Genomic DNA, 25,259 nt, shown 5'->3' with positions numbered 1-25,259 from the left:
TGGGCAGTGTAACTTATCCCGGTTTTCGGGTCCGCATGGGGCTCTGTGGTGCTTCTTGTGCTAGCATTTTGTGCGGTTACCGTTGGCGCGTTACGCGGTGCTATATGGTAACGCGATCCGCAGAGAGAATCGTAGCAGGGAGCACATTTATTACCTCACGGCGTTTACCGGCGTTGACCGGACGGGTTGGCTGATGTTGCGGGCTTGCAGGAGAGGCGTGCCTTGCCGCATTTGCGCCTGACCTTGGTTGGTGTTCGCCGGGTGGGCGGTTGGCTGCTGGCCATCGTGCCGACTGTGCTGGTGTTGCTGGCGGTGGTTTTTTATCTCCTGCTGATTCCTCATCTGGAGTCATTGCGTCCCTATGTTTCTCAATACCTGTCGCGGGCTTGGGGCGCTCCGGTGCAGGTGCGCGGGATGCGCTTGAGCTGGAACTGGGGACCGTCGCTGGAATTGGCCACGTTGCGGGTGGGCCCGTCTGCACAGCCGGGACTGGCGCTGCACGGGGTGCATCTGCGCCTTTTTGCCCTGCCCCTGCTCTGGGGGGATCTGGTTGCGCAGGATTTCCGCGTTGCGGACGGCGAAGTGTCCGTCGTTCAGACAGCCAACGGTGGCTGGCAGGTGGCCGGACAGTCGCTGGGACATGGTGGGCCGCCTTTGCCACTGGATCTGGACTGGGCCCATGTGGATGTTCAGCACCTGACCGTACAATGGCGATCCCAGCCGCAGGCCGCTCCCGTTCCGCTGCAGGTACGGTGGCAGAGCAGTGGTGGCCTGCGTCCGCAGATGCAGGTGCAGGTGCGCTGGTCACCTCAAGGTCTGTTGCGCTACTCCGGAGCGGCGCGCGGCGCCTTTACCCGTCCGGGGCGCTCCTCTGGTCGCGGTAACTGGGTGTTGCAATCGTTGCCGCTGCCGTGGTTTCACCTCATGGATCCGCGCTTGCCGGTGTTGAGCGGTAGCGTGAGCGGCAGCGGGCGCCTGCAATGGCGTTATGGTTTGCCGCGCACCGCCACCGGGCAGTTTGTCATGCACGACGCCGGGGTGGACGGTAAGCAGTGGGCACAAATCCATGGCCATCTGGGCTGGAATGGAACGGGTTCCACTGGGACATTGCAGCTTGCTGATTTGACAGGGCTTGCCGCACAACCTTTGGCAGCGCGCTTGGAGCTCAACTGGCGCTATCGCCTGCAATGGCAGGTAGAAACGCCGCTGCTTCCCGCTGCACTCCTCCGGAACGTGCCGGAGGTGGCCCTCCCCGCGCAACTCCGTTGGATACCTCGGCAACGGTGGCAAGGCAGCCTGCGCGATCTGCGCTTCCACTCACACAGTGTCGGACACCAGCCCTCCACCTGGGAGTTTCAGGCAGGACTTCATGGTATTGGTGTTTCGCCCCACGGACACTGGTTCGGCGTGCAGGGCCTTAGCGGCGACCTCGTCCTTCGCCCGGAAGTCATGAAATTTCATATGGTTAGTCAGCAACTTGCCCTGGATTGGCCGCAGCGTTTTGCGGCGCCGCTGCACTTGCAGGAAGTCTCGGCACAGATTGCCGCCCGGAAAATAGGTACAGACTGGGCGATTCAGGCCAATCCGATCGCGTTTCAGGGTCCTGGTCACCTGCACGCCAGCCTCGCGGTGCAGGGCCAGCAACTGCGTCTGAAGGCTCAGCTTGACGATATGCCGACGACGGCGATGGCGGATTTCGTACCGCAGAGCGGTATTAGTCCTGCTCTGCGCCACTGGTTGCTTCAGGCCTTTCAGGCGGGGTCATTGCAGCATGCTGATCTGCAGTGGCAGGGACCATGGGATCGCCTGCCACGCCAGGCGCCGGGCGAGCATTTTTCGCTGCGGGCGAATTTTCGCCATGTGACCCTGCATTATGCCCCGCACTGGCCAATAGCGACGCAAGTGAACGCGCAACTCCTTTGGGCGGGAGATCGCCTTTCCGTCCAGAGTCATCGTGGTGACATTTTCGGGGTGCCAGTGGCTTCTGCCAGCATCGCTCTCAACCATCTCTTCGCAGCGCATACCTCGCCGCTGCAGGTAACTTTGAAGACGCCGATCCCGCTGGATAAATTGCTGCCTTTTTTGCGGGAAACACCCGTATTGGAGGGCAAGGCCGTGGCGCATATGCCCTTGCATCTGACGGGGCAGGGGCAATTGCAATTAGCCCTCAGCATCCCTTTCGGGGCTGAGAAGAGCCAGGTGGATGGCCGGATCGATCTCCGTCACGCGGGAGTCGGATGGGGCGGCTGGCAAGCCACCAGCATGCAGGGGCCGGTTTATTTTCAGCGGGATAAGGTTCAGGTTGACGGGCTGAAAGGCGTTTTTGCCGGTGGTCCCGTGCAGGCGAGCCTGCAGGCCAGTCAACTGGAAACCGCGCCGCGCCTGCGCTTTTCGCTGCAGGGTGAGTTGCACGCGGCTGCTCTGCCGATGCCGGAGCGCTGGCGCACGGCTTTCAGTGGCACCGTCCCATATCAGGGTAGCGGTACGCTGTTGAACAACGCGCTGCATTTCAAGGGCGATGCCGACCTGCGCCAAAGCCGTAGTGCTTTGCCGGCGCCTTTGAATTGGGCATCAGGCAAGGGTGGAGGCCTGACCGTGCAAGGTCATGGTAATGTGGCCCACCATCTGCAAGTCGATTTCAAGCTACCTATGGGGGCTGCCGTCCTGGCTTGGCAACGGGATGAATCCGACTGGCGATGGGAGGCTGGCGCCGCACGTTTGGGTGGGAAAATCCCCCCGCTACTGCCCAGCGCCGGGTTTTCCCTTCAGGGTGGTGGCGATAGCTTCTCCGTGGGGCCGTGGCTGAGCATGCTGAAAGGTGAAGAAGACCGTGGGACATGGCCGGAAATCCGCTTCGACCTGCGTTGGCGGCATCTGCGTTTTCTGCAACAGGATTGGCCGGATGTGCAGATGCGCGGCCAGGTGGCGGCGGAGAAGCTGCATCTGCAATGCGTCAGCCCCCAGTTAGCCGGTGCTTTACAATATGCGCGGGCGCCGCAGCCCACGGTTCCCGCCCAACTCCGTCTGGACATCCAGAAATTAAGTATCGCGGCACCGATCTCCGCGGGGTCCTCTGCCGCCGTCCTTTCGCAAACACTGCAGGGCGCCGTGGGTAGCCCGCTGACACTGCATACTCATATCGCGCAACTCGATTGGCATGGCCACAAGGTGCATGACGTACAGTTGGATGCAGGGCGATCGGCGACTGGCTGGAACATTGCCATGCTCAAAGGCAACTGGGCAGGCAGTCAATGGGATTTTAAAGGGTCGTGGCAGGGCACAGGAGCGGGTCAGTCGGCCTTTCAGGGAAATATCCGCAGCAACAATATTGCGCCTGTGCTGCAGGACATCGGCATGGAGACCCTGGACTACGGCCGTGCCGATTATGCAGGAAAACTGTCCTGGCCAGGCGCGCCCTGGGATTTCTCCGCGGCGCATCTCCGCGGAAATATACAATCAAAGCTGTGGAATGGTCGTCTCGGAAAGCTGGGTACGGATATTTCCTGGCTCGTTTTCCTGAATCCTACGACGTTATTGCAAGACGTTCTCACCTTTGATTATCGCCCGCTCTTCGGCAATGGTTTGTTTTTTTCCAAGCTTTCTGCCGATTTCCAGGTGCAGGATGGTGTCGCCCATACCCGCAATCTGCTCCTTGAGTCCAGCGCGCTCGAAATGCAGGGGAGCGGCGATGTTGATTTAACGCACCGAACCATGCGTATGGCATTGCGGGTTTATCCCCTGCAGAGTTTTGACTTGCTCCTCGGGCATTTCCCCATACTCGGTCCCGCTCTCTTCGGGAAATCGGGCAAGGTGCTAGAATGGCGTTATCAGGTGGACGGACCCTGGGGGCATCCGGTGGTGCGTCCGGTGCATGTACCGGCCAAAACCGGAGGGGGAAGGTCATGAAAGCGCAGGTTGCTGTGGTGCAGATGGTGTCTTCGGACGTGCTGGCGGATAATCTCGCCCATGCCGGGGATCTGCTGGAGCAGGCGGCTGCGGGAGGTGCGCAACTGGTACTTTTGCCAGAAAATTTTGCGCTCATGGGGCACGATGAAAAAGCCAAACTGGCCGTTATGGAGATGGATGGCGATGGTCCGATCCAATCCTGGCTGGCAGCGCAGGCGCAGCGCCTGGGCTTGTGGTTGATAGGGGGCAGTATCCCCCTGGCCGCCCCTGACGGACGCTGCTATGCTGCTTGCCTGACCTTCGACCCCGCCGGCCAACGCCAGGCGCGTTACGACAAGATACACCTCTTTGACGTCGATCTGGCGGGCGGCGAAAGTTACCGTGAGTCCCGCACCATCGCTCCCGGCAGCACCCCGGTGGCCGTGACCACGCCTTGGGGCCAGCTTGGCCTCTCCATCTGCTATGACCTGCGTTTTCCGGAGTTGTACCGCAGTTACGCAGGGGCTGAACTACTGGTCGTCCCCAGCGCCTTTACCCAGCAGACGGGTGCCGCGCACTGGGAGTGTCTGCTGCGGGCGCGTGCCATCGAGAACCAGGCCTACGTGCTTGCCGCTGATCAGGGTGGGTTACACCAGAACGGCCGCCAGACCTTTGGCGGTAGTATGATTGTTGATCCCTGGGGTCAGGTGCTGGCCCGCATGGACCAGGGCGAAGGGATCGCGCTGGCCCAAGTTGACATGGAATTTTTGCAGCACTGTCGCAGTAATCTGCCCGCCCTGCAGCATCGCCGCCAGTTATTTTGCGGCGCTTACCAGGCGATATAGGCGTAACCCTTCTGTTGCAGGGTGATGAGGTCCACCGCGCCGCTGAACACCGGCTTCGCCTCGGAAATCAGGTCCGCATTGTCAATATGAATGGTCTTCATGGTTTGCTCGCAGGCATTAAAGACCACACCATACATGGACAAGCTTTGTACTTGTTCCATAATGAATTTCTCGTAGTGTTGATGGTTCTTCTCCGCTTTGACCAGCAACCAGATACCGGGTCCGAAACAGTCGATGACGATGTCCGCATCGTTATTGAAATGCTGCAGGACCATTGCCGCACTGTGCAGAATATCTAAAATATAGGCTCCATCAGATTTGTTGAGTTGATAGACCACCTTGTTCTTGGTGGGTTCCATCATCCCCCCGGCCGTGCTCTGACCGGCGACGGCCAGAGCACCGACTCCGGCTGCGAGTCCCCCCATGAAGTGGCGGCGGGAATGGTTTTTGGTTTGAGCCATGCTATCCTCCTGAACTTTACGGGTTGCGATAATCACCCTAAGACTAGCAAAACTTGCGCCGACGTGAATTCGGCAGATGAGGAGCGTATGTGTGAATGTTGAGCCGGTATTCTTCAGAGGTCGTGCATGAAGCAATTTAACGGTGCATTTTTCCGTGACCTGTGGCGGATGATCAAACCCTATTGGTGGCACTCTGATGAGCGTTGGATGGCTCGCGGGGTGTTTGCCTTCATTATCCTGCTCAACCTGTTCATGGTCTTTATTTCCTACCGTATTACCGAGTGGTATGCGGTGTTCTGGAATGCCTTGCAGCGCTTTGCGGTGAATGCCGCCTGGCACCAGATGCTGATTTTTCTCGGGCTGGCCACGCTGTACATTGTCGCCGCAGTGTCCCAGACCTTTTTTACCCAGATGCTGGAGATCCGCTGGCGGCGTTGGCTGACAAAGCATTATCTGGATGCCTGGCTGGCTAAAAGTACTTTCTATCACATGCAAATACTGGGTGACGGCACCGACAACCCGGATCAGCGTATCAGCGAGGATCTGGCCAGTTTCACCGGGCAGACGCTGAGTATTGTGATTGGCCTGCTCAGCTCGGTCACGACCCTCGTTGCCTTTGTGTTCATGCTCTGGGAATTGTCGGCCATGATTACCATTCCCTGGCAGGGCAATCTTTACACAATCCCCGGCTATCTGGTTTGGGCGGCGCTCATTTATTCCATATTCGGCACCATTCTGGCCGCGCTTATCGGGCGGCCGCTCATCAATCTGAACTTCAACCAGGAGCGCTTTCAGGCAGATTTCCGTTTTAGTATGATGCGCCTGCGTGAAAACAGTGAGAGTGTCGCGCTGTATGGCGGCGAGACCGAGGAGCGCCATCATTTCTTGCAGCGATTCGCCAATGTATATGCTAACTATTGGCGGATTATCTGGCGGTCCATGCGTCTGAACTGGTGGGTATCGGGGTATGGTCAGGTTGCCATTATTTTTCCAATCCTGGTGAGTTTGCCAGCCTATTTTGTGAATAGGGCGATTGGCATCGGCGGGCTACAGCAGATTGCTGCGGCTTTTGGTCAGGTGCAAGGCGCGTTGTCCTTCATCGTCAGCAGCTACGGCAGCCTCGCCAACTGGCATGCGGTGGTCGATCGCCTGCGTTTTTTTGAGCAGTCTATGGATGAAGTACGGGTCATCCGTGAAACCCATTACCAGATTGAGCGTAAGGATGGTCCGCGACTGCTCGTGAAAGATCTCAATGTGCGTCTGCCCGATGGCCGGGAATTGATTCATCATTTGGATATGGATGTGCAGCGTGGGGAGCGTTTGCTGATCATGGGTCCATCCGGTGGTGGAAAAAGCACGCTGGTACGTGCTTTGGCGGGCATTTGGCCCTTTGGCGAAGGGGTCGTGGAAATGCCCCAGGGCGATCGTCCGCTCTTCCTGCCGCAGAAGCCTTATCTGCCCTTGGGCACCTTGCGTGATGTGCTGGTGTACCCCTTCGGGGTGCCGGGGATCAGCGATGCCCGGCTGCGACAAGTGCTCCATCTGGTCGGTATGGATGCACTGGCCGACAAGTTGGAGGATGCCCGTTTGTGGTCCCATGTCTTGTCTTTGGGTGAACAGCAGCGTCTGGCCTTTGCCCGCATTCTGTTGCAGAAGCCCCAATGGGTATTTTTGGACGAAGCCAGTTCCGCACTGGATGAACCGGCAGAGGATGCGCTTTACCATATGCTCGTTGAGGCGCTGCCAGAAACCGCCATCATCAGTGTTGGCCACCGTTCCAGTCTGTTGCAGCATCATCAGTATTGCTTGCGTCTGCAAGACGGCGGGCGTTGGCACCTGGAGACCGTTGTCCATCCCGTCCCTGGGGGGCAACAGTCGGCACCGGTCTGATGATGACAGACGGGAAGAATACCCTCTGTTTTATTCCCATCCATCGTAATGAGTTGAAAAGGAGACCCAATATGGCTATGACCGCAAAAGATTTGCCGACTGGTGGGGCAATGCCCGAATTCTGTCTGCCCATCGGTGGCCAGGCAAAACAATGGTGCAGCACGCAGGCACGGGGCAAGCCTTTGCTGGTGCTTTTTATCTGTAATCACTGTCCCTATGTAATCCATATCAGTAAGCGTTTAGGCGAATTGGCGACGCAATGGCAGCAGCAGGGTGTGCAGGTGGTGGGCATCAACAGCAACGATGCAGTGGCCTATCCTGAAGATGCCCCGGGAAAAATGCCCGCAGAGGCCTGGCGCGCTGGATATTCCTTCCCTTATCTGTTTGATGAAGAGCAAAGTGTGGCCAAGGCCTTTAATGCGGTGTGTACGCCTGATATTTTCCTTTTTGATGGGGCGGGCGAACTGTTTTATCACGGCCAGTTTGATGCGAGTCGTCCCAAGAATAGCCTGCCGGTGACGGGTGAAGATTTGGCGGCAGCGGTCGCGGCGGTGTTGACGGGTGCCGAGCCGCCAGCCAAAGCGCTGCCCAGCATTGGTTGCAGTATCAAATGGCGACCGGGTAACGAGCCGGAGGACTGGGCATGAGTGCGCAGAACCTTTGTGCTGTAGTGACCGGTGCCTCTTCCGGCATCGGAGCGGCTGCGGCGCGCCTGCTGGCAGCACAGGGATACCGGGTGATTCTTGGTGCTCGGCGGTTGGAGCGTTTGCAGGTACTGGCGACTGAGTTGGGAGGGGAAGCTATTCTTCTGGACGTAACCGATGCGGCCAGTGTGGCTGCATTTGCGGCTCAGCTACCGCTTGGGATCGATGTTCTGGTCAATAATGCGGGTGGTGCGCTGGGGCTGGAATCCCTTGCGAACTTAAATGAGGCCCACTGGCAGGATATGTGGCAAAGTAATGTCCTCGGCCTTGCGCGCATGACTAAAGCGCTTTATCCCAATCTATTGAGAGCGTCTTCCGGGATTGGTCATGTGGTGAATATCGGCAGTGTTGCCGCCCACGAAACCTATGTTGGCGGGGGAGGTTATACGGCCTGCAAACATGCGGTAAGGGCGATCACGGAGACTATGCGTGCGGAATGGCTGGGCCAGCCTCTGCGGGTGACGGAGATTGATCCTGGTTTGGTGGAGACGGAATTTAGTCTCGTACGTTTCGACGGTGATGCAGAGCGGGCCGCCAGCGTCTATGTCGGCATGGAGCCTCTGGTAGCTGCAGATATCGCTGACGCTATCCTGTGGGCGGTAACGCGGCCTGCCCATGTGAATATTGACGAAATTATCATTAAGCCCCGGGATCAGGCACGGGTAGGAATGGTGCATCGGCGTTGATGCCGGTTTACTACGGATGGAAGAGCCACATTGACCTCTCAAGAAGAAAAACTACGCATTGGTCAGGTGCTGCTGCAGCGGGGGTTTATCTCCCCTGAGCAGCTCGACCGTGCTATTGCGCGACAGACTGTCGGAGGAGAGCGTTTAGGTAAACTGCTCATCGCTGACGGTTTGGTGAATGAACAAGATCTGGTCTTCAGTCTCAGTTATCAGGCACGCCTGCGACACGAGGATCGGCGCGCTAAAAGTGCACGAATGCTAGCGGGGTCGACGGAAAAATTGCGCGCTGATCTGGAGAAGCAGGCGTTAGACCTACTCAAAGAATGGCAGCAGCGGGTGCCGCGGATACCCGATCGCGAAGGCGGCGGGGAGCGAAAACGGCGCGAGGCTGCATTACGTCAGTCCATGGATTTCCCGCGTGCGCTTACTGTAGCCCAGGAGGCTATTGAATTGGCTAAACGCAAAGGTGATCTTGGTCGTATCCGACGCTTGCTCAGCGTATTGCAGCAAGTGGAAAAGGACTTTATCGCTTTTCGCCAGGCCATCGCTGGCGCGTCACTTCATCCGGTGCAGGAGTGGGTGGCGCGCTGGCAGGCTTTGCAGGAATTGGGTAAAGACGTGCAGAAGGCGGCAGTTTAACCGGTCCAGTGACGATGATCAGTGAAAAATGGCGTGCAATAAACCAGTGGCCGCCTGTTGCTTTTTTGCGACAAAGTGGATAAGTTTATGGCTCTGACGCTGCCGACGTAGACGCAGTAGGCGCTTTTGCAATTCACGTTTGATGCGCTGCCGCTCGTGGCCCGCCATGAATGATGCGTAGCTAGGGAAGCTGCGTACCCGGCGTAGGGCGGCCAGAAGATTCGCGGTGCTGTCCATGTCAGTCTCCATTGCTCTGCTCTGATAAATATAAGGGCTCACAGCAATAGTCGTGCCAAAAAAATAGGTCATTAGAATCGGGAAGCTGGTGTTTTTGGGTGGGTCAGTTGGAAAAAATCTGTCACATTTGAACGACAATACTTCGTCGCAGCGAAGCCGCAGTGGGAATTCGGCTATTAGCAGGGCTACTTTGGTCTTCGTCGCAAAAAGCCCCCAGGTCCCGTCGTCGTTTTACATCAACGGCGCCGGAACGCGTCCAGGACCAGTATCACGGCACCGATGGAAATGGCACTGTCGGCGATGTTGAAGTAAGGCCAGTAGAGGCTGCCCCAGTGGGCGCCAATAAAATCGATCACATAGCCCAGGCGGATGCGATCAATCAGGTTGCCGACCGCGCCGCCGAGAATCAGCGCGAGTGATATGGCGGTCCAGGTGGAGCCGGGCTTGAGCCGTCGCAGGATGGCGACGATGACCACGACCACCAGCAGGGCGATACCGATGAGTAACCAGCGTTGCCAGCCGCCAGCTCCTGCCAGGAAGCTGAAAGCGGCGCCGGTATTGTGGATCAGGCGGAAATTGAGCAGGCCCGGAATGATGACAATACCCTGCCCCACCCGCCAGATGTGGCTCAGCCAGAGCTTGACGCCCTGATCCAGCAGGATGACCCCGAGCGATAACCATAAATAACGCAGCATCAGCAGAACTCCCGTGTTTCGCCGGGTAAGGCGAGGTTTTCGACGCAGCGGTCGCAAATATCCGGATGCTCGGGATGACGACCCATGTCCGGGCGACGATGCCAGCAGCGCGCGCACTTTTGGGCATCACTGGGCCGGACCTGTATGGCGATGCCGGGGATGATATCGCTGCAGCCTTCCGGGCGTTCTCCATAGGGGTGCAGGGCGCACTCCGAGCTCAGCAGGAAAAAGCGCAGATCCTCACCGAGTGGCACGAGAAACTCAAGCCAGTCGCTGTTGGCGTAAAGGGCGATTTCGGCATCCAGGCCGGAGCCAATCTTTTTTTCCTGACGCAGGGGTTCCAGAGTGGCATTGACGGCGTCCCGCAACCGACTGAGCCGCTCCCAACGTGCATTTAGCACTTCACTATCAGTAGGTAGTGTAATTTTCGGATATTGCGCAAAAAACACGCTGGGGGACGGGCGATCGCCCATCTCGTTCCAGATTTCTTCAGCGGTGAAGCTCAGGATGGGGGCCATCCACACCACCATGGCTTCGAGCATCTGCCAGAGTACCGTCTGCGCTGAGCGCCGCGCCCGCGCGGCGGCGGGGGTGGTGTAGAGACGATCTTTGAGCACATCCAGATAGAGCCCGCCCAGATCCACTGAGCAGAAGTGGTGCAGACGCTGCTGGACGCGGAGGAATTGATACTCGCTATAGGCAGCGCGAATTTCCTCCTGCAGGAGCGCGGTACGGGCCAGCATCCAGCGGTCCATTTCCAGCAGATCCGCCGTGGGCAGGGCATCCGTGGCCGGATTAAAGTCGTGGGTGTTGCCCAGCATATAGCGAGCCGTATTGCGGATGCGCCGGTAGCTGTCGCCCAGCTGCTTGAGGATGGTGTCGGAAATGGGGATCTCGCTGCGGTAGTCCTCCGAGGCCACCCAGAGGCGCAGGATGTCCGCGCCGTAGCGGTCGATGATTGCCTGTGGGGCAATGACGTTGCCCACGGACTTGCTCATCTTCCGGCCTTCGCCATCGACGGTGAAGCCGTGGGTCAACACCGCTTTGTAGGGTGCCCGCCCGCGGCTGGCGACGGACTCCAGCAGAGAAGACTGGAACCAGCCGCGATGCTGATCGGAGCCTTCCAGATAAAGGTCCGCCGGACTGTGCAGTTCGGGACGTTGCTCCAGTACAAAGGCGTGGGTGCAGCCGGAGTCGAACCAGACGTCGAGAATGTCCGTGACCTTGTGGAAGTGATCGTGGCCGCAGCCGCTGCAGCGGGCATCCGCAGGCAGAAAATCGCTGTCCGGCTGGTTGAACCAGGCATCGACCCCACCCGCTTCCACCGCCTGGGCGGTACGCTCGAAGGTGTTGGCATCGCGCAGGGGCTCGCCGCACTGGGCACAGGAGAAGAGTGCGACGGGCACGCCCCAGGCGCGTTGCCGGGAGATGCACCAGTCTGGACGCTGGTTGACCATGCCGGCGATGCGGTCTTCGCCCCAGTCGGGAATCCACCGGGTGGCGTCGATGGCAGCGATGGCCTTCTCGCGTAGACCATTGGCGCCCATGCTGATGAACCACTGGGGTGTGGCGCGGAAGAGCAGGGGGGTCTTGTGGCGCCAGCAATGGGGATAACTGTGGCGGATTTTCTCAAAGTGGAGCAGGGCGTCGCGCTCGCGCAGCAGGGCAGGTACCCGTTCATTGGCTTCCTGCACGGTGATGCCCCCCAGACTCAGGGGCAGATCATCTTTGAAGTGGCCGTTGTCGAGCAAGGGGCTGTCCACCGGCAGGTGATAGTGCCGGGCCGCTTCATAGTCATCCACACCATGGGCGGGGGCGGTATGCACGCAGCCGGTGCCTGCCTCCAGGGTGACATGCTGACCGAGGATGACCGCCACTTCCCGATCCAGGAAAGGGTGCTTGAGCTGGAGACCCTCCAGCACCACACCGGCGAACTCGGCCAGCACTTCTGCTTCCGGGTGCCCATAGCGGGCGAGGGCGCTTTCTGCCAGTGCCGCGGCGAGGATCAGATGCCGGTTGCCGGAGCGCAGCAATACGTAGGTATATTTCGGGTGCACGGCTACCGCCTGATTGGCGGGCAGGGTCCACGGCGTGGTCGTCCAGATCACCACGCTGGCCTCTACAGGTTCAGCGAGGCCAAGGCGTTGGTTCAGGTCGGCGGCGTCGGCGACGACGAAGGCGACGTCGATAGAAGGATCGCTGCGATCCTGATATTCCACTTCCGCCTCCGCTAGGGCGCTGCCGCAGTCTACACACCAGTGTACCGGCTTGGCACCGCGTATCACCTGGCCGCTCACCGTCAGGCGACCGAGTTCCCGCAAAATATTGGCTTCGGCCGTGAAGTGCATGGTCAGGTAGGGTTTCTGCCAGTCCCCGATAATACCGAGGCGCTCGAAATCCTGCCGTTGCCCGGCAATCTGGCCTTCCGCATAAGCACGGCAGGCATTGCGGAAGGCCTGGGCCGTGACCTTTTCGCCGGGACGTCCCAGTTCCTTTTCCACCTGAATCTCAATGGGCAGTCCGTGGCAGTCCCAGCCCGGCACATAGGGCACCCGGAAGCCTTCGCTTAGCTTGCTTTTGTTGATGATGTCCTTGAGCACCTTGTTGACCGCATGGCCGATATGAATCTTGCCGTTGGCGTAGGGTGGGCCATCATGCAGGATGAACGCCGGGCTTTCAGCGCGCGCCTTTTGCAGCGCTCCGTATAGATCATGCTCCTGCCAGCGGGCCAGGGTCGCGGGTTCGCGCTCCGGCAGTTTCCCCTGCATGGGAAAGTCGGTTTTAGGAAGGTTAAGGGTCTGCTTGTAGTCCATGATTATTCAAAGTCCTGGGGGTGTTCGGCGAAAAAGTTTCGGGTGTTCACGACGTCATTGTCGATGGCGGCCTTGAGGGTGTCGAGATTGGCATATTTCTCCTCGTCCCGCAGCTTGTGGTGCAGCTCTACGGAAACCTGCTGGCCATAGAGATCGGGGCTGTCCGTATCCAGACAGTGGGCCTCCAGTACCATCAACTTGCCGCCGACGGTGGGGCGCAGGCCGACACTGATGGCGGCGATCCAGTTTCCTTTCGGGCTCAACAGTCGTCCGGCAAAGATACCTTTGACCGGCACCGGGCGGCGATTCAAAGGGATATTGGCGGTAGGAAAGCCCAGTTCCCGGCCCAGATGATCGCCATGCACGACCCGTCCACAGAGGGCATAGGGACGTCCCAGCCAAGCCGCCGCCTGTGCTAAGTCTCCGGTCTGTAAAAAAGCGCGGATACCGGTGCTGCTCACCCGTTGGCCGTCGAGCAGAAAGGGGGGCTGCTCTTTCACCGAAAAGCCATACTGCTGTCCGAAGCGGATGAGCATGTCCAGATCTCCGTGCCGTCCCGCCCCAAAGCGGAAGTCGTGGCCGACGCTCAGCAGCCCGCAACGCAATTGTTTGACCAGTATCTGAGTAATGAAATCCTCGGCAGACAGGTTGGCCAGCGCCTGATTAAAGGGCAGGCAAGTGATGTTCTGTACCCCGTTTTGGCGGAGTGCTACTACCTTTTCGCGCAGGCTGCTGAGGCGTGGTGGCGCGTCCGTACCCCGGAAAAACTCTCGGGGCAGGGGCTCGAAGGTGAGGACCGCCGTCGGTAGCCCACTTTCCCGCATGGTCCCCAGTAGTGCCTGATGGCCGCGATGCACCCCATCGAAATTGCCGATGCTGACCGCCTGGGTTGACTCAGCGGTGCGGGTGCTGCGGCGATGGAGGAAGGGATGCATGCGCTTCAGTGAGTCCGGGTTTGCCAAAAAATGTCGTCATCTTAGCGTAAAAATATGGATTACCCTAGATTGGGGCGTAGTCCGCCTTCCTCACCGCTCCTGCCCCTCGCCCGCAGTCGCCCAACCGGGTTGATGCGCCTGCAATATGTCCGACAGAGGGCGGCGCTGCCCAAATCCCTGGTCGTGGCCATGATAGAAGCCCAAGGCTACTTCAGGGTATCTCCAGCACAAATAACCGTCGCCGGTATCAAAATCCACCAGCCACAGCCCGGAAACGACCACGCCCAGCCTTTCCATCTTGTTGATCCAGCGCTGAACAATCTCTTCGTAGTGGCCTTCGTGTTGGGTCAGTGCCGCGCGGTTCTCCATGCTGATGCGCATGGATTCCAGTACTGAAGTCAACTCGTCGTGCGCCTGGGCGGTAATAAAACGCACCATGGGAAAAATGGCCTCTGCCTCGTGCAGGGTGAACACCCTTACCTGGCCGGGTCGTTGAATGGCGAAGACCGTATCACCATGTCCGTGTGGTTCGTCTGAATCAGGCACGGGAAGACCTCCGTCGGTATAAATCGCGTAACTCCCGAATGCCGAGCCACCATCCGCCCATAAGGTATAAAACGGCGGCGAGAAGCACCAGGCCGAGTACCCGCAACAGCCGTTCCCAGAGGGGCAGCGACAGCCAAAGGGCAGCATCTCCCCGCAACCACAGCAAGACGATCCCCATGAGTAAGGCTAACCCTGCGGTTTTTAGCAGGAAGACCCACCAGCCCCGCTGTGGTTGATAAAGCCCGTCGCGGTGCAAACGACGCCAGAGCATGAAGGCGTTGACCAGCGCCGCTGAACTGGTCGCCAGAGCCAGTCCCAATTGCTGCAATGGCCAGGCCAGGATAAGGCTGATACCCATATTGACGGCGACACTGATCATACCAAAGCGCACCGGTGTGCGTGTGTTCTGATGGGCATAGAAGGCGGGGGCGAGCACCCGTGCAGCAATGATCGGCAGGATGCCGAGGCCATAACCTATCAGGCTCAAGGTGCTTTGCCGGGCATCCTCCGCCGTGTAGGCCCCATAACGAAACAGGCTGATCAGCAAGGGTTGCGCCAGGATGAGCAGGCCGACAGTAGCGGGCAGCCCAATGAGCCAGGTCAGTCGCAAAGCCCAGTCCAGGGTTTGCGGGAATTGCGGCGAGCGCTCCGTTGCCTGCCGGGAGAGCAGCGGCAGTACTACCGTTCCCAGCGCCACCCCGAAGACGCCCAAAGGAAACTCCACCAGGCGATCGGAATAATACAGATAAGACACCACATTGGCCCCCACTAAAGAGGCGAGAATAGTGTTCATAAACAAGTTAATCTGTGCTACCGACGCGCCAAAAGCTGCGGGTCCCATCAGCCGTAGTAATTTGCTTACGCCGGGATCACGGCGCCGCAGGCGCGGCCAGTGCAGGTGCCCGACCCGCTTCAGTGCCGGTAGTTGAAAAAGGAGTTGCACCACGCCACCGATAAGCACGCCCCAGGCCACGGCTATAGCGGGTTGTTGCAGATGTGGCGCCCAGAAGATGGCGGTGGCGATGATGCTGAGATTCAGGAAAACCGGTGTGAAGGCGGGCACGGTAAAATGCCCGTAGGTATTAAGTACGCCGCCAGCCAGCGCTACCAGCGAGACAAGGAAGAGGTAGGGGAAGGTGATGCGCAGTAGTTCTACGGTGAGGTGAAACTTGTCCGGATTAGCCGCGAAACCGGGCGCGATGGCGTAGACAACGGCACTGGCACTCAGTATCCCAACGATGGTGACGACCGCCAGGGTAAGGGCCAGCCAGCCCGCCACGTCGGCGACAAAAGCCTGAGTCTCCTCGATAGACCGTGTAGCTCGATATTCCCCCAGCACGGGGACGAAAGACTGGGAGAAGGCCCCCTCACCGAACAGACGCCGGAACAGATTAGGAACACGGAAAGCCACAAAAAACGCATCGGCCATTTCGCCAGCGCCAAAGAGTCGCGCCAGAATCACGTCGCGGGCAAAGCCCAACAGGCGTGATACCATAGTGTTGCTGCCCACCTTGAGCACGCTGCGCAGGGGAGAGGGGCTGCTCATGGTGAGGTGACCGTCAGGTGGAGAGGGTTCATTATTTGATTCTGGCACGCTGCTAGGGGCGCGCCAAGAGTACACTGCAGCGTGCCGCCAATAATGTATCCTTTTTATGCGGTGGTTTGGTGTTGCTCAGGTCGAATCATATCCTGCATAAGTTCCTTAAGCCCCTCTTCCAAGGTGACTTTCGGCCTCCCCAGGCGCTCAAGCATAGCCCCGTTTTGCGCGACCGACTGGCGGATGTCACCGGGAATGTCGGGTACGTGGCTTAGTGCGACTTCGCCCCCGAGGATCTGTGCCATGACTTCCGTTAGCCGTCGGATGGTGACAGCCTGTCCCCCAGCGACATTAAGCACCCCGAGGTAATCACTAAATAATGCGGCGACATTCGCTCGGGCGACATCACGGACATGGATAAAGTCCCGCTCCTGTAAGCCATCGCCACGTACCGTCAACGGCCGACCCGCGAAAATCAGGTGAATAAATTTCGTAATTACCCCGCTGTAGGGAGAAACTGGATCCTGCCGGGAACCATAAACATTAAAGTAACGAAGCCCAAGCTGCGATGTGCCGTGCAGACGTGCATAGAGGGATGCGTATTGCTCATTGATGATTTTCTCCAATCCATAGGGGGAGATGGCACTGACCGGACTGGTCTCCCTGATCGGCAATTCGACAGGTTCGCCATACACTGCTGCGGATGACGCATAAACCAGGCGAGCATCGACCTTGTGTGCGGCATCCAGAACGGTCAGAAATCCCAAAATATTCTGTTGGCAGGATTGAATGGGGTTGTCGACACTTTTTTGCACGGATACCTGCGCTGCGAGATGAAGTACATGACTGACACCGTCAGCGGCGGCCTGCACGATTTCGTAGTCGAGAATATCACCATGAATAAACCGCAGTTGGTTGCTTTTGGGTAAGTTACTCCGACTGCCTGTAGAAAGGTTGTCCAGGACGCGCACCTGATAGCCGGATTCGAGCAATAGCTCCACGGTATGCGAGCCAATAAACCCGGCACCACCGGTGACGAGAACCGGTGCAGATCCAGAATTCGGTACAGACATTGTAGCCCCTTTTTTGATTATTTGTGAGGATTTATAGTTATTAACTGTAGTCATTTTTCATGAAGGTTTCATATTCTATTTCTGCGAAGTCATAGTTCAATATTCCCAGACCAGTAATGTCGGTGATAAGAAGAGAAAACATGAAACCAGCACCATATAAAAACGGGCCGATCCAAAGAGTAAGCCCAGTGAATAGTATATTGCCTATTAGAAAAATGCTGACGAGAGAAAATATGCGTCCACGCCGATCGAGATAGAAGTAAACATTAAGGATGCTCATAAGCAAAAGTTGCAGGCTGACCCCGATAATATCAAATTCAAATATCCTGACATAGCTTTGAGAATACCCCAAAATCGCCATAATTCGCGCTGCGAAAGCGATGCTCAAAAGGATTATTATGCCCTGGACCTTGGCGATATCCAGAAACCCGCGCCGCGCGGCTTCAACCATGGCATTTTTAGCGAGGGCGATTTCCGCATAAACAGCGCCGCCGCGAATGGCGCTATAGAAGTTATCGTAGGCTTCGACAAAATCCGTCTCTAACCGTAGGAGAAATACCGCAAGCCCGGGAACGATGAGGAGATAAGAGAGAAAGATGGGGACATCATACACGGGTGATGCTCGCAATGGACCAATAATGGGACCGCTGGTATCCGGGTAAAACCAAAACATGATTTTATCTGCCCAGATGCCCAGGTTAAAAATAAGGCCAATAGGAATAAGCGACCAAAACGGTTTTCGGTTGTGAAATAACGCGGGGGACAGATCTGCTGATCCCGGATACTGAAGAATCACTAACGCGCCCAGGGACAGGAGCAGCAGCGCTTGCCCGATATCGAAGGCTAACAGATATCCGTCAAGATCGTAACGCCGCAGCAGTACGCCAATGCCGACCACGCTCGCGTAAGCGATAAAATAGGAAACCAGTAGCCCTTTATAGTTTTTTATGCTGCTGGCCATAATGGTCAGGATCCAGATATTACAAAGTTCCACGAAGCCAACTTCCATGAGAATGACATAGTTTTCACTCTCATTTTTGAAAAACAATATCCCAACAGGCAACGCGAATAGCGTGGCTACCAGAGTAGTAACTGCGAGCATGGCCAGCAGCGCGCCGATGACCATCGCCTGACGGCGCGCAAAAAGAATATCGGCAATGAAGCGCGTAAAAATTAACTGACCAAGTCCCGTAACAATCAAGGAAAAAGCAATCAGGTAGGTGACAGATACCTGAAACTGAATGACGGGCAGGTGATCGGCCGTCATGGCTAAGGAAAAAATACCCAGCAGTAAAACCCCAACAATTGATAATATCCAGGGTCCAGAAGCAATCACCCCCGCGTAGGCATATCCTTGAAGCAGGCCAAAATAACTGTCATTACGAAGAATCTTGCGCAGTTCGAAGCCTATTCCGGCCATGTCTCGTCCTTTCTCTTCAGCCCGTACAGCGCCTGATAGGCGGCGAACATGTGCTTCTCCTGATAAAATCGTTCGACGCGCGCGATCGCGGCGGAACTCATCTCTGTCCAAATCTCGCGATGATACAAAACCTTTTGAATGGAAGCTGCCAGCGCATTCGGATTGGCGATTGCGACAATCTCCCCCGCCGTTCCGATTTCCCGGTCTTCTGGTGACTTGCCAAGAATCAGCTCACGGCATGAGCCGACATCGGTGGCGATGACGGGTATGCCGGCGGCAAAACTTTCGAGCACTGCAAGAGGTAAACCTTCGCTGATCGAGCTCAGTACGCTCAGGCGGATACTGCCGAGTATCTCTACGGTGGACTGGTAACCAAGGAACTGCACCTGTGCGTCTAAGCGCAGATGGCGGATCAGTAATTGACACTCCCGAAAATAGTCTGGATCTTCTTCTTCAGGGCCGACGATCCACGCGCGTATGTCGGGGTCACGATCGGCCAGTAGTCGGACGGCACGAATATAGGTTTTAATGTCCTTGATAGGTACGACACGACCGATGAGGGCGATAATGTTGCCGGTATCAGAAAATGCGTGGCGGGCTGGGGAAAAAGTGGGAACAGAAACACCATTAGGGATTGTGGAAAGCTTGGCGAGCGGCGCACCGTCCTTGATTTGCAGGTCGCGGGCGCCGACATACAAACTGATAATATGATGGGCTTCCTGATAAGCGACCCGCGCCAAAATCTCAAAAAAGCGAATCCAGATCTCCCGGATATGGCTAATGGCATCTCCTTTTTCAAGGAATCTGCCTTTATCGTTGATCCATTGTGCAAGCATAAGATCGATCCGCCTTTCTTTGGTATAAATGCCATGCTCAGAAACAATCAATGGTCTTTTCTGGCGATACGCCAGCAAAGCACCTAAATAACCGGCATATCCCGTGGATGCGCTGTGATAAATTTTTGCGGTCGGAGCGTTTTCAACGATTCTTTTCAATAGCCATAATGGAGAGTGCATACCGCGTAGCGTCCAGAAGTAGTCGATGAAGGCAGGCTTATCTTCGATTTTTTGATAAGATTCCAGAAAAAAATCCCAGACAGTACGGCCGTGCATAAACTGTTCTTCAGTGGTACCCATATTATCGACAAGGTTTTGTATATCTATGCTGGAGGCTTCCGACAGGGGGCACTGCTGGAAGCCCACGTGAGCGGCACGGATTTTCTCTACGTCTGGCGCTGCATGCGGATGCCGGGGTGCGCGTATATCTTGGGCGTCATAGAGGAAATGCTCTTCGTAGTGCAACACGTTATCCGCTATGATGTACTTTTTGCCGTCATAGTCATCGCGGGCGCTACCCAGAAAAATTACCCCAAAGTGCAGGTCTGGAAACCCGTGTAAAAGCCGGTCCACCCATGAAGAAACACCACCACGAACATAGGGATAAGTTCCTTCAAGGAGGAACAATATGTCGAGGGATTTTGGCGGCAAGTCATTTTTCATTTCTGAGCATCCTGCCAGAGCCTGGCACAGGCCCCATAACGCGGCGAAAGGCGAAGTGCTCCGAGACGATTTAATAAGGTGCTGACCTCAGCAAGGTTACCTTGGCGGTATCGGGTTGCCGCGAGGTATGGGGCCATAACGACTTCCGGAACCCCCTTTTCTTGAGCCAGGAGAAAGAGCTTGGCTGCGGGCTGAAGCTTTCCTCGTTCCAGGGCGTCCAAACCCTGCAGGAAAGTCATCGATGCGCTGCTATTCTCGGGTAGGTCGTGCGCGACTCCACAAACGATGTCGTCTGATGGGGGAGTCGGTGCGCTTGCTCTGACGTCCTGAGCTTGCTGATGGGCAATATTCCACATGATCCAGGCTTGGTGCTCAAGTAAGGTTTGGCGAACGGCAGGGTTGCTGTTTTCTTCCAGTCGGTTTTCCAGGTCGATCAGCAGCATGGTATTTTTATGTTCGCGGAGGTCCAGCGCACTATAAGCCAGCAGACGAACTTCTTCTGCCGGATCGCTGAGCGCCCTGCTCAGGAGCCGGTATTGCTCATTATGATGTGTCCCCGTAATTTGAGATACGGCCCGGATACGGTCACTGTCGTTGATCGAAAAACGTAATCGTGCTGATATGCTACCCATTGCGGCACCCGAAAACGCTAACGGTAATTCACCAATATATTCAGGGATAAGCACTGTCTGGGTGGCCGGTCGTGTTGTTTTGTGTTCTACAATCCTAAAATAAAAGGCATAACCTATGGCAATAAGTGGCCCGAAAAGTGGAATCAAAGCACCAAGAATAACCGTGGTTATTATGACGAAATAATTCTGCCTTCCGCTATGCCGTGGAAATATAATAAAAGCAATTAACACTCCAATGAGGAGATATGTGATATAGAGTATAGAGAGCAAAAAATCGAAGTCTAAGCTCATGGAGCACGCTCTGCTGACAGGATTGTATGTAGAAGCGCAGCCGGATTCTTTCCACCAACGGTGTAGTCGCAGATGGAGGTACAGTGGGTAAGCCAACCTTCGCCGAACCGATCTTTCATTTCCAGGCTCACCCGTGCCATATGGCCTTCAATGCTTGCTGCGCCGGAAAAGGGTAGCAAGAAAAGTATCCGTACCGATTTCTCCGTAGTGTATTGCCATACGATATCGAGACCCCGGCACAGCGTACAGAGATATCTGGAGAGTGTCCCTGAGTGCTCATCGGGGTTGAGCGTGTAAACCAGAAGCATGCTTTTTACATGGTACTGTGTGCTTAGTTCTGTTAAGATAGTGAGCTCCACTGCGAAATCATCCGGACAGTCTGGCCATTTGAGAAGGATGTCAAGACTTTTTTCTATGGCCAGATTGTGGTTGCAGAAATAACGAAAAATAACCCCTATGACGCGGATATTATCTTCATCTAAAGAGAAAAATGATATATCCGAGACGGCAAGTATGACCTGCTGGTGGTGTTGGATATCGTCGAAAAGATAGGTCGCGAGGTAATGCTCTGCCTGTGTGGGACCTAAATCTACCAGAGAACGGCTCTCTTGACGTTCAATCGCACTTATATACACCGGGTCCGCAGGCTGGAACGGCCCCATATTGCCAATCTTCGCTGCTTCCAGTGGCGTGTGATGATCGCTTTTAATATAGATTCCGGCGGACTGTACACCGCAGGTTTGATTAAGCAGATATAGAAACTGCTCACCCAGCTCCTTGTTAAATAGCCCACCGGAAATGATGGCGTTTTGTTTAAGCTCCTGTAGCGCTGAGCGCAGAGAAATCGGCTTGTAAATCAGGTTTTGTTCAAGTCGTTCTTGCGAAATTTGTGCAACATACAAGTCATCTGTCAGTCGCGTCATCCGCTCCTCAAGAATTCCAGTACGTGCTTCGCTGCGGCGTCGGCGGGAAGTCCAGATATCCGAATATTCTCCGCATATCAGAGTGAGGATGGTCAGGCCAGTAAATGCCGGAAGCCATTCTCCAGAGGGCTCCGATATCCAGTGGAGGCTGGTCATGAGAATCAGCACCGCAAGAAGTCCTGGAGTGACCCCGTAGCGCAATGCCACCAGCGTCGGCGCGAGCCATAGCCAAGGAAATGACTCATCGAGAAAAAGCGGATTCTGCGGATGCCACAGGAACGACAGGGCTAGTGCCACCACAGGGATGGCAATCGCCTCTATCCAGGCCATCCAGGATCGGCGAGTAGCCATCATCGATCGATCGCGCGGTCAATGAGGCGACTTATAATCCGTTGCGCCAGATTGCTGGTGCCGGCCTGCGAAATCTCCCCCCCACTCGCGCTGGCAACACCACGCCATATGATCTTGTTGCTGTGTAAATCCACAATCCAGAGTGTCATGCTTACGACTGGCTTGGCATTGATGCCCGCCCGATAATTCCATTCGTCCACGGAACCGCTGAGCGCATAATTTGCTCCGGTGCTGTGTGCGCTACGCAGAGCCTCTTCATAGCGTTTTTTCCAGTCTCCGCCCAACAGTTCCTGAGTGCGCGCGCCATTGGGCAGGCTACCAACGACGGTTTCACCATCGGCCTGGAGAATCGCGGCTGCCATGGATGCCGCACGATCGTTGGCCATGGGTGTTTCGGTGTTGTTGGCGAAGGGCAGTACACTCCAGGAGGACTGTTTATTCAGTTCGGGGTGTTTGGCGCTTTTGATGTCCAAATTCGCGCACCCGACCATCATTAGAACCAAAGGAATCGACAGCAGCAGCTTTTTCATGCAAGGCCCTCTCTATGGCGGAGATATATCTAACCGAATTTTATGGCGTGAAATAATAGGTGTAGCTTAAATTGACTTCCCGCTGATTCAATGCAAGCGCATTACCACCTTGCCCCTGGCTGTAAGACAGGCTCAACGCATCGGGTCCCCATATGGGGGTGCGCAAACCGGCACTGAACTGATACTGAAAACCAAACAGTGTATTATTGTATACGCTGACGGCCAGATAAGGCGTCCACTGAAAGTTTAAGGCGGGCTTCGCCGAACCCAGGGAAAAATGGAGACCATAGTCCGCGTAATTGCCCGCCAGCACGTTAGAGATATCACGGCCGGGTAACCGTAAAACCTGAGCAAGCAGACCGGTCACATTCGCGGCGCGATGTACATTGTACACGTCGGCAAATGGCCCAACAGTATAGCCCAAAGACCCCCAGTTATGGTGCCAGTTTACGGAAACACCGCCGAAACGGCTGGTGCCCACGGGTATGCCGTCCTGCCCTTCATATTGTGTCCAACCCGCATAAAGGCTTTCGGACCAGTCCGTATTACTGTGATCGAACTGTATTCGCGCATCATCTTTCATACCCGCAACGGTCAGAGCAGGACTTTGGGTGGCGCGCTGACGGAGCCCTAATCTGCTGCGGATGCTGAATCCGTCGCCTAGAGAATATTCCCCCGAAAAATCTCCAGTAAGGAAATGGCGCATTGCATCACGCTGGCCCACGAATGCCCGAATCTGCCATAAAGGACTTTTCAGAAAAAAGCCCGCTTCGGCCGATTGCTCACTGGCCGGGATGCCTGTCAGGAACGATGCGGCATCAGCGGTCTGCCAATTATAGTCGCTCCGCAAGAGAAGTCCCCAATTTGGTCCAATAAATATCTTCCCATTGAAGGTGGTGGCATAACGTTGTAATCCGCTGAAAGAGAGCCAATTGGCCCCTAGGGTAACGGCACTGGCATTGTAGGACACCACCTCCAGATATTGCTGACGCAAGCGGTGATCCAGCGGATGGTCCTGCAAGCGCTGGAAAGCCCAGTATTGTGCCCGGTCAAAGTTCCCAAGCATGACATAGGCCCTGATCAGGTCATGCGATGGTAATCTGTGAGGGTATGCCACCAGTATAGCCAGAGCACTGAGATCATGGTCATGCAGAGCGAGACTGAGACGGACCCAGTCGGGCACGGGCTGCGGATCGGTCCGAATAAGTGCCCGGGCGAGGCCCCAGTGCTCCTGGGCCATGCTCCAGGAAATGGCGGGGAGATAGTAGCCCTTTCGGGCGGCGGCCAGCATAACGCGCAGCGTGCTGTTCCCGCCCGTTGGCGCGGCCGAGAGGGCGCGAGCGAGCAGAAAAAGTGGATCACGGGGAGCCGCTGTTGCAGGTTCCCGCGGCGTCACCGGCACCGGCGGCTTCACCGGAGCACCCGTTGAGGACAGCTTAGCGGCGGACGCCGCAACTGGTAATAGCAACACGGCGGCTAACATTCCGAGTTTATGGCGTGCCGGGAGGCCATTCATGGACGCGCTCCCCCGTCCTTATGTGCTTGCTTGATGCGTTGCGCCATACCAACGGCGACCTGACGTCGCAGGCTCCACGCACCTCCGTGCAAATCGTTGTCACTCAGAATGTCAGCCTGATTCAAGATGGCATCGGGGCTGTCGACTTTCCCGTTCCGAAGATAAAGCGCGAGTTGCGGACGGTGCATAACCTGGGCAGCACTGATGAGTGCATTGCGGAGATTGCCCGGACGATTGAGGTCGCCGATCAGTAACGCCCGCAGGCGCGTTTCATCCTTTTGGTCGATCAACAACCAGATCAAATCGGCCTGAATGGCCGTATCTCCCGGACTCATGTCCAGGGCCTGGGCATAGCAGGCTAATGCTCTGGGCGGGTCTTTTTGCCCCGTGGCCAGGCGGGCTTCGGCGATCCAGTAGGCCGGATAGTGTCTTAGCCCTAAAGGATCATCACGGGGAATCGCTTTCAGCAGCTTTGCGAGCGCACCCCAATGCGCCTGGTTGGCCGCCAGAGAAATACTTTCAAAAAAGAAGATGGGCAACTGGAACTGGTGCCAGCCCTGCCGGGCTATGGCAAGGGCCGCTTGCGGCTTGCTGTTCTGGGCGAGCATGATCAGACGCTGTAAATCATATTGGTCTGTTGCACCCAATAGATACAGCCGTTTTTCTGCAGCCAGAGCGGCTTTGTGATCATTGAGCTCCCACGCCAGCACCGCGTAAAGGTGCCAGAAATCCACATCACTCAGGGTGGCCTTTGGCTCGGCGGCCCGCATGGCAGCCATCGCTTCTGGAAACTGTCCTTTCATGGTGAGCAGTTGGGCTTCTTTCAGCGCAATGTCCGGTATGGATCCATATATCCGGGTGGATTTTTGCAGTGCTGCAAGGCTTCGCTCAATATGACCCATCTGATAGGTCAGGTAGGCTTTTTGCTCAAGCAGAAAGTGGCTCTGACGGAAGCGCAAAGCGGCGTTGATATCGGCGACCGCTTTATCCGGCTGGCCCAGTTCGCCGCAGGCAAAGATCAGCGTTTTCCAGTCCGCCTTGCTCAGGGTTCCGTTGCGCGCGGCCGGCGACAGCATCTCGACGATGACATCCGGGCGCGCGAGGGAGGCAGCCATGGTCACGGTGGTGGCTTGTGCCGCCGTATCTCCGTG

At 56.5% G+C, this 25,259-nt stretch carries 21 protein-coding genes; 6 read left to right on the top strand and 15 right to left on the bottom strand.

Annotated elements, in window-relative coordinates; all coding sequences use genetic code 11:
* Positions 1-222 precede the first annotated feature (222 nt).
* Positions 223-3,906, top strand: coding sequence for a YhdP family phospholipid transporter (locus tag M7F93_RS03950; protein ID WP_298169417.1), 3,684 nt, complete (start codon positions 223-225; stop codon positions 3,904-3,906).
* Positions 3,903-4,730 (top strand): carbon-nitrogen hydrolase family protein, encoded by an 828-nt coding sequence (locus M7F93_RS03945; RefSeq protein ID WP_298169415.1) that lies wholly within the window; start codon positions 3,903-3,905, stop codon positions 4,728-4,730. Before M7F93_RS03950 ends, M7F93_RS03945 begins: the two co-directional genes overlap by 4 nt.
* Here M7F93_RS03945 and M7F93_RS03940 read toward each other — a convergent pair.
* A complete protein-coding gene (locus M7F93_RS03940) occupies positions 4,715-5,191 on the bottom strand; it encodes a DsrE family protein (RefSeq protein ID WP_298169414.1) in 477 nt (158 codons plus the stop codon). The two genes, M7F93_RS03945 and M7F93_RS03940, sit on opposite strands and share 16 nt — an antisense overlap.
* A gap of 126 nt (positions 5,192-5,317) precedes the next feature.
* Here M7F93_RS03940 and M7F93_RS03935 point away from each other — a divergent pair, with 126 nt between their 5' ends.
* The 4 genes from M7F93_RS03935 (at position 5,318) to M7F93_RS03920 (ending at position 9,110) form a co-directional block, all read left to right on the top strand.
* Entirely contained in the window at positions 5,318-7,081 is a 1,764-nt protein-coding gene (locus M7F93_RS03935; protein ID WP_298169412.1) for an ABC transporter ATP-binding protein/permease, read from the top strand.
* A gap of 71 nt (positions 7,082-7,152) precedes the next feature.
* A complete protein-coding gene (locus tag M7F93_RS03930) occupies positions 7,153-7,728 on the top strand; it encodes a thioredoxin family protein (protein WP_298169410.1) in 576 nt (191 codons plus the stop codon).
* On the top strand, positions 7,725-8,471 hold the full coding sequence (locus M7F93_RS03925) for an SDR family NAD(P)-dependent oxidoreductase (protein WP_298169408.1): 747 nt from the start codon (positions 7,725-7,727) through the stop codon (positions 8,469-8,471). The genes M7F93_RS03930 and M7F93_RS03925 overlap by 4 nt, the downstream gene beginning before the upstream one ends.
* Positions 8,472-8,501: 30 nt before the next feature.
* Entirely contained in the window at positions 8,502-9,110 is a 609-nt protein-coding gene (locus M7F93_RS03920) for a hypothetical protein (protein WP_298169406.1), read from the top strand.
* Positions 9,111-9,128: 18 nt separating this feature from the next.
* Here M7F93_RS03920 and M7F93_RS03915 read toward each other — a convergent pair whose 3' ends face one another.
* The 14 genes from M7F93_RS03915 to M7F93_RS03850 form a co-directional block, all read right to left on the bottom strand.
* Positions 9,129-9,347 (bottom strand): hypothetical protein, encoded by a 219-nt coding sequence (locus M7F93_RS03915; RefSeq protein WP_298169404.1) that lies wholly within the window; start codon positions 9,345-9,347, stop codon positions 9,129-9,131.
* 236 nt (positions 9,348-9,583) lie between these two features.
* A complete protein-coding gene (lspA, locus tag M7F93_RS03910; RefSeq protein WP_298169402.1) occupies positions 9,584-10,042 on the bottom strand; it encodes a signal peptidase II in 459 nt (152 codons plus the stop codon).
* On the bottom strand, positions 10,042-12,855 hold the full coding sequence (ileS, locus tag M7F93_RS03905) for an isoleucine--tRNA ligase (protein ID WP_298169400.1): 2,814 nt from the start codon (positions 12,853-12,855) through the stop codon (positions 10,042-10,044). Before ileS ends, lspA begins: the two co-directional genes overlap by 1 nt.
* A 2-nt stretch (positions 12,856-12,857) precedes the next feature.
* A complete protein-coding gene (locus tag M7F93_RS03900) occupies positions 12,858-13,790 on the bottom strand; it encodes a bifunctional riboflavin kinase/FAD synthetase (protein ID WP_298169398.1) in 933 nt (310 codons plus the stop codon).
* 90 nt (positions 13,791-13,880) lie between these two features.
* Positions 13,881-14,336 (bottom strand): DUF2203 family protein, encoded by a 456-nt coding sequence (locus M7F93_RS03895; RefSeq protein WP_298169396.1) that lies wholly within the window; start codon positions 14,334-14,336, stop codon positions 13,881-13,883.
* On the bottom strand, positions 14,329-15,882 hold the full coding sequence (gene murJ, locus M7F93_RS03890; protein ID WP_298169395.1) for a murein biosynthesis integral membrane protein MurJ: 1,554 nt from the start codon (positions 15,880-15,882) through the stop codon (positions 14,329-14,331). The genes M7F93_RS03895 and murJ overlap by 8 nt, the downstream gene beginning before the upstream one ends.
* A 104-nt stretch (positions 15,883-15,986) precedes the next feature.
* Positions 15,987-16,946: an NAD-dependent epimerase/dehydratase family protein gene (locus tag M7F93_RS03885; RefSeq protein ID WP_298169387.1), complete on the bottom strand. Its 960-nt coding sequence runs from the start codon at positions 16,944-16,946 to the stop codon at positions 15,987-15,989.
* A gap of 40 nt (positions 16,947-16,986) precedes the next feature.
* Entirely contained in the window at positions 16,987-18,366 is a 1,380-nt protein-coding gene (gene pelG / locus M7F93_RS03880; RefSeq protein WP_298169384.1) for an exopolysaccharide Pel transporter PelG, read from the bottom strand.
* The gene (pelF, locus tag M7F93_RS03875) at positions 18,354-19,865 is read right to left on the bottom strand and encodes a GT4 family glycosyltransferase PelF (RefSeq protein ID WP_298169381.1); all 1,512 of its coding nucleotides are present in this window, start codon (positions 19,863-19,865) and stop codon (positions 18,354-18,356) included. Before pelF ends, pelG begins: the two co-directional genes overlap by 13 nt.
* Positions 19,862-20,788 carry a hypothetical protein gene (locus M7F93_RS03870; protein WP_298169378.1) on the bottom strand — a complete coding sequence of 309 codons (927 nt, stop codon included), beginning with the start codon at positions 20,786-20,788 and terminating at the stop codon, positions 19,862-19,864. The genes pelF and M7F93_RS03870 overlap by 4 nt, the downstream gene beginning before the upstream one ends.
* Positions 20,785-22,041 carry a PelD GGDEF domain-containing protein gene (locus M7F93_RS03865; RefSeq protein WP_298169375.1) on the bottom strand — a complete coding sequence of 419 codons (1,257 nt, stop codon included), beginning with the start codon at positions 22,039-22,041 and terminating at the stop codon, positions 20,785-20,787. The genes M7F93_RS03870 and M7F93_RS03865 overlap by 4 nt, the downstream gene beginning before the upstream one ends.
* Positions 22,042-22,061: 20 nt before the next feature.
* A complete protein-coding gene (locus M7F93_RS03860) occupies positions 22,062-22,535 on the bottom strand; it encodes a DUF4136 domain-containing protein (protein WP_298169372.1) in 474 nt (157 codons plus the stop codon).
* A 97-nt stretch (positions 22,536-22,632) separates the two neighbouring features.
* A complete protein-coding gene (locus M7F93_RS03855) occupies positions 22,633-24,108 on the bottom strand; it encodes a hypothetical protein (RefSeq protein WP_298169369.1) in 1,476 nt (491 codons plus the stop codon).
* A partial coding sequence (locus M7F93_RS03850) for a tetratricopeptide repeat protein (RefSeq protein WP_298169366.1) occupies positions 24,105-25,259 on the bottom strand: 1,155 nt, incomplete at its 5' end. The genes M7F93_RS03850 and M7F93_RS03855, both read right to left, overlap by 4 nt.

The organism is Acidithiobacillus sp., from assembly GCF_027322205.1.
Taxonomy (GTDB): Bacteria; Pseudomonadota; Gammaproteobacteria; order Acidithiobacillales; family Acidithiobacillaceae; genus Acidithiobacillus.
Note: the sequence above shows the minus strand (reverse complement) of the source record. Positions and strands in the feature narration are given on the sequence as shown.

What these genes read in the sequence shown, in the direction of transcription:
- M7F93_RS03945 (WP_298169415.1), top strand. Translation starts at nt 3,903, where the DNA reads ATGAAAGCGCAGGTTGCTGTGGTGCAGATGGTGTCTTCGGACGTGCTG.
- M7F93_RS03940 (WP_298169414.1), bottom strand. Translation starts at nt 5,191, where the DNA reads ATGGCTCAAACCAAAAACCATTCCCGCCGCCACTTCATGGGGGGACTC.
- M7F93_RS03935 (WP_298169412.1), top strand. Translation starts at nt 5,318, where the DNA reads ATGAAGCAATTTAACGGTGCATTTTTCCGTGACCTGTGGCGGATGATC.
- M7F93_RS03930 (WP_298169410.1), top strand. Translation starts at nt 7,153, where the DNA reads ATGGCTATGACCGCAAAAGATTTGCCGACTGGTGGGGCAATGCCCGAA.
- M7F93_RS03925 (WP_298169408.1), top strand. Translation starts at nt 7,725, where the DNA reads ATGAGTGCGCAGAACCTTTGTGCTGTAGTGACCGGTGCCTCTTCCGGC.
- M7F93_RS03915 (WP_298169404.1), bottom strand. Translation starts at nt 9,347, where the DNA reads ATGGACAGCACCGCGAATCTTCTGGCCGCCCTACGCCGGGTACGCAGC.
- lspA (WP_298169402.1), bottom strand. Translation starts at nt 10,042, where the DNA reads ATGCTGCGTTATTTATGGTTATCGCTCGGGGTCATCCTGCTGGATCAG.
- ileS (WP_298169400.1), bottom strand. Translation starts at nt 12,855, where the DNA reads ATGGACTACAAGCAGACCCTTAACCTTCCTAAAACCGACTTTCCCATG.
- M7F93_RS03900 (WP_298169398.1), bottom strand. Translation starts at nt 13,790, where the DNA reads ATGCATCCCTTCCTCCATCGCCGCAGCACCCGCACCGCTGAGTCAACC.
- murJ (WP_298169395.1), bottom strand. Translation starts at nt 15,882, where the DNA reads ATGAGCAGCCCCTCTCCCCTGCGCAGCGTGCTCAAGGTGGGCAGCAAC.
- M7F93_RS03885 (WP_298169387.1), bottom strand. Translation starts at nt 16,946, where the DNA reads ATGTCTGTACCGAATTCTGGATCTGCACCGGTTCTCGTCACCGGTGGT.
- pelG (WP_298169384.1), bottom strand. Translation starts at nt 18,366, where the DNA reads ATGGCCGGAATAGGCTTCGAACTGCGCAAGATTCTTCGTAATGACAGT.
- pelF (WP_298169381.1), bottom strand. Translation starts at nt 19,865, where the DNA reads ATGAAAAATGACTTGCCGCCAAAATCCCTCGACATATTGTTCCTCCTT.
- M7F93_RS03870 (WP_298169378.1), bottom strand. Translation starts at nt 20,788, where the DNA reads ATGAGCTTAGACTTCGATTTTTTGCTCTCTATACTCTATATCACATAT.
- M7F93_RS03865 (WP_298169375.1), bottom strand. Translation starts at nt 22,041, where the DNA reads ATGGCCTGGATAGAGGCGATTGCCATCCCTGTGGTGGCACTAGCCCTG.
- M7F93_RS03855 (WP_298169369.1), bottom strand. Translation starts at nt 24,108, where the DNA reads ATGAATGGCCTCCCGGCACGCCATAAACTCGGAATGTTAGCCGCCGTG.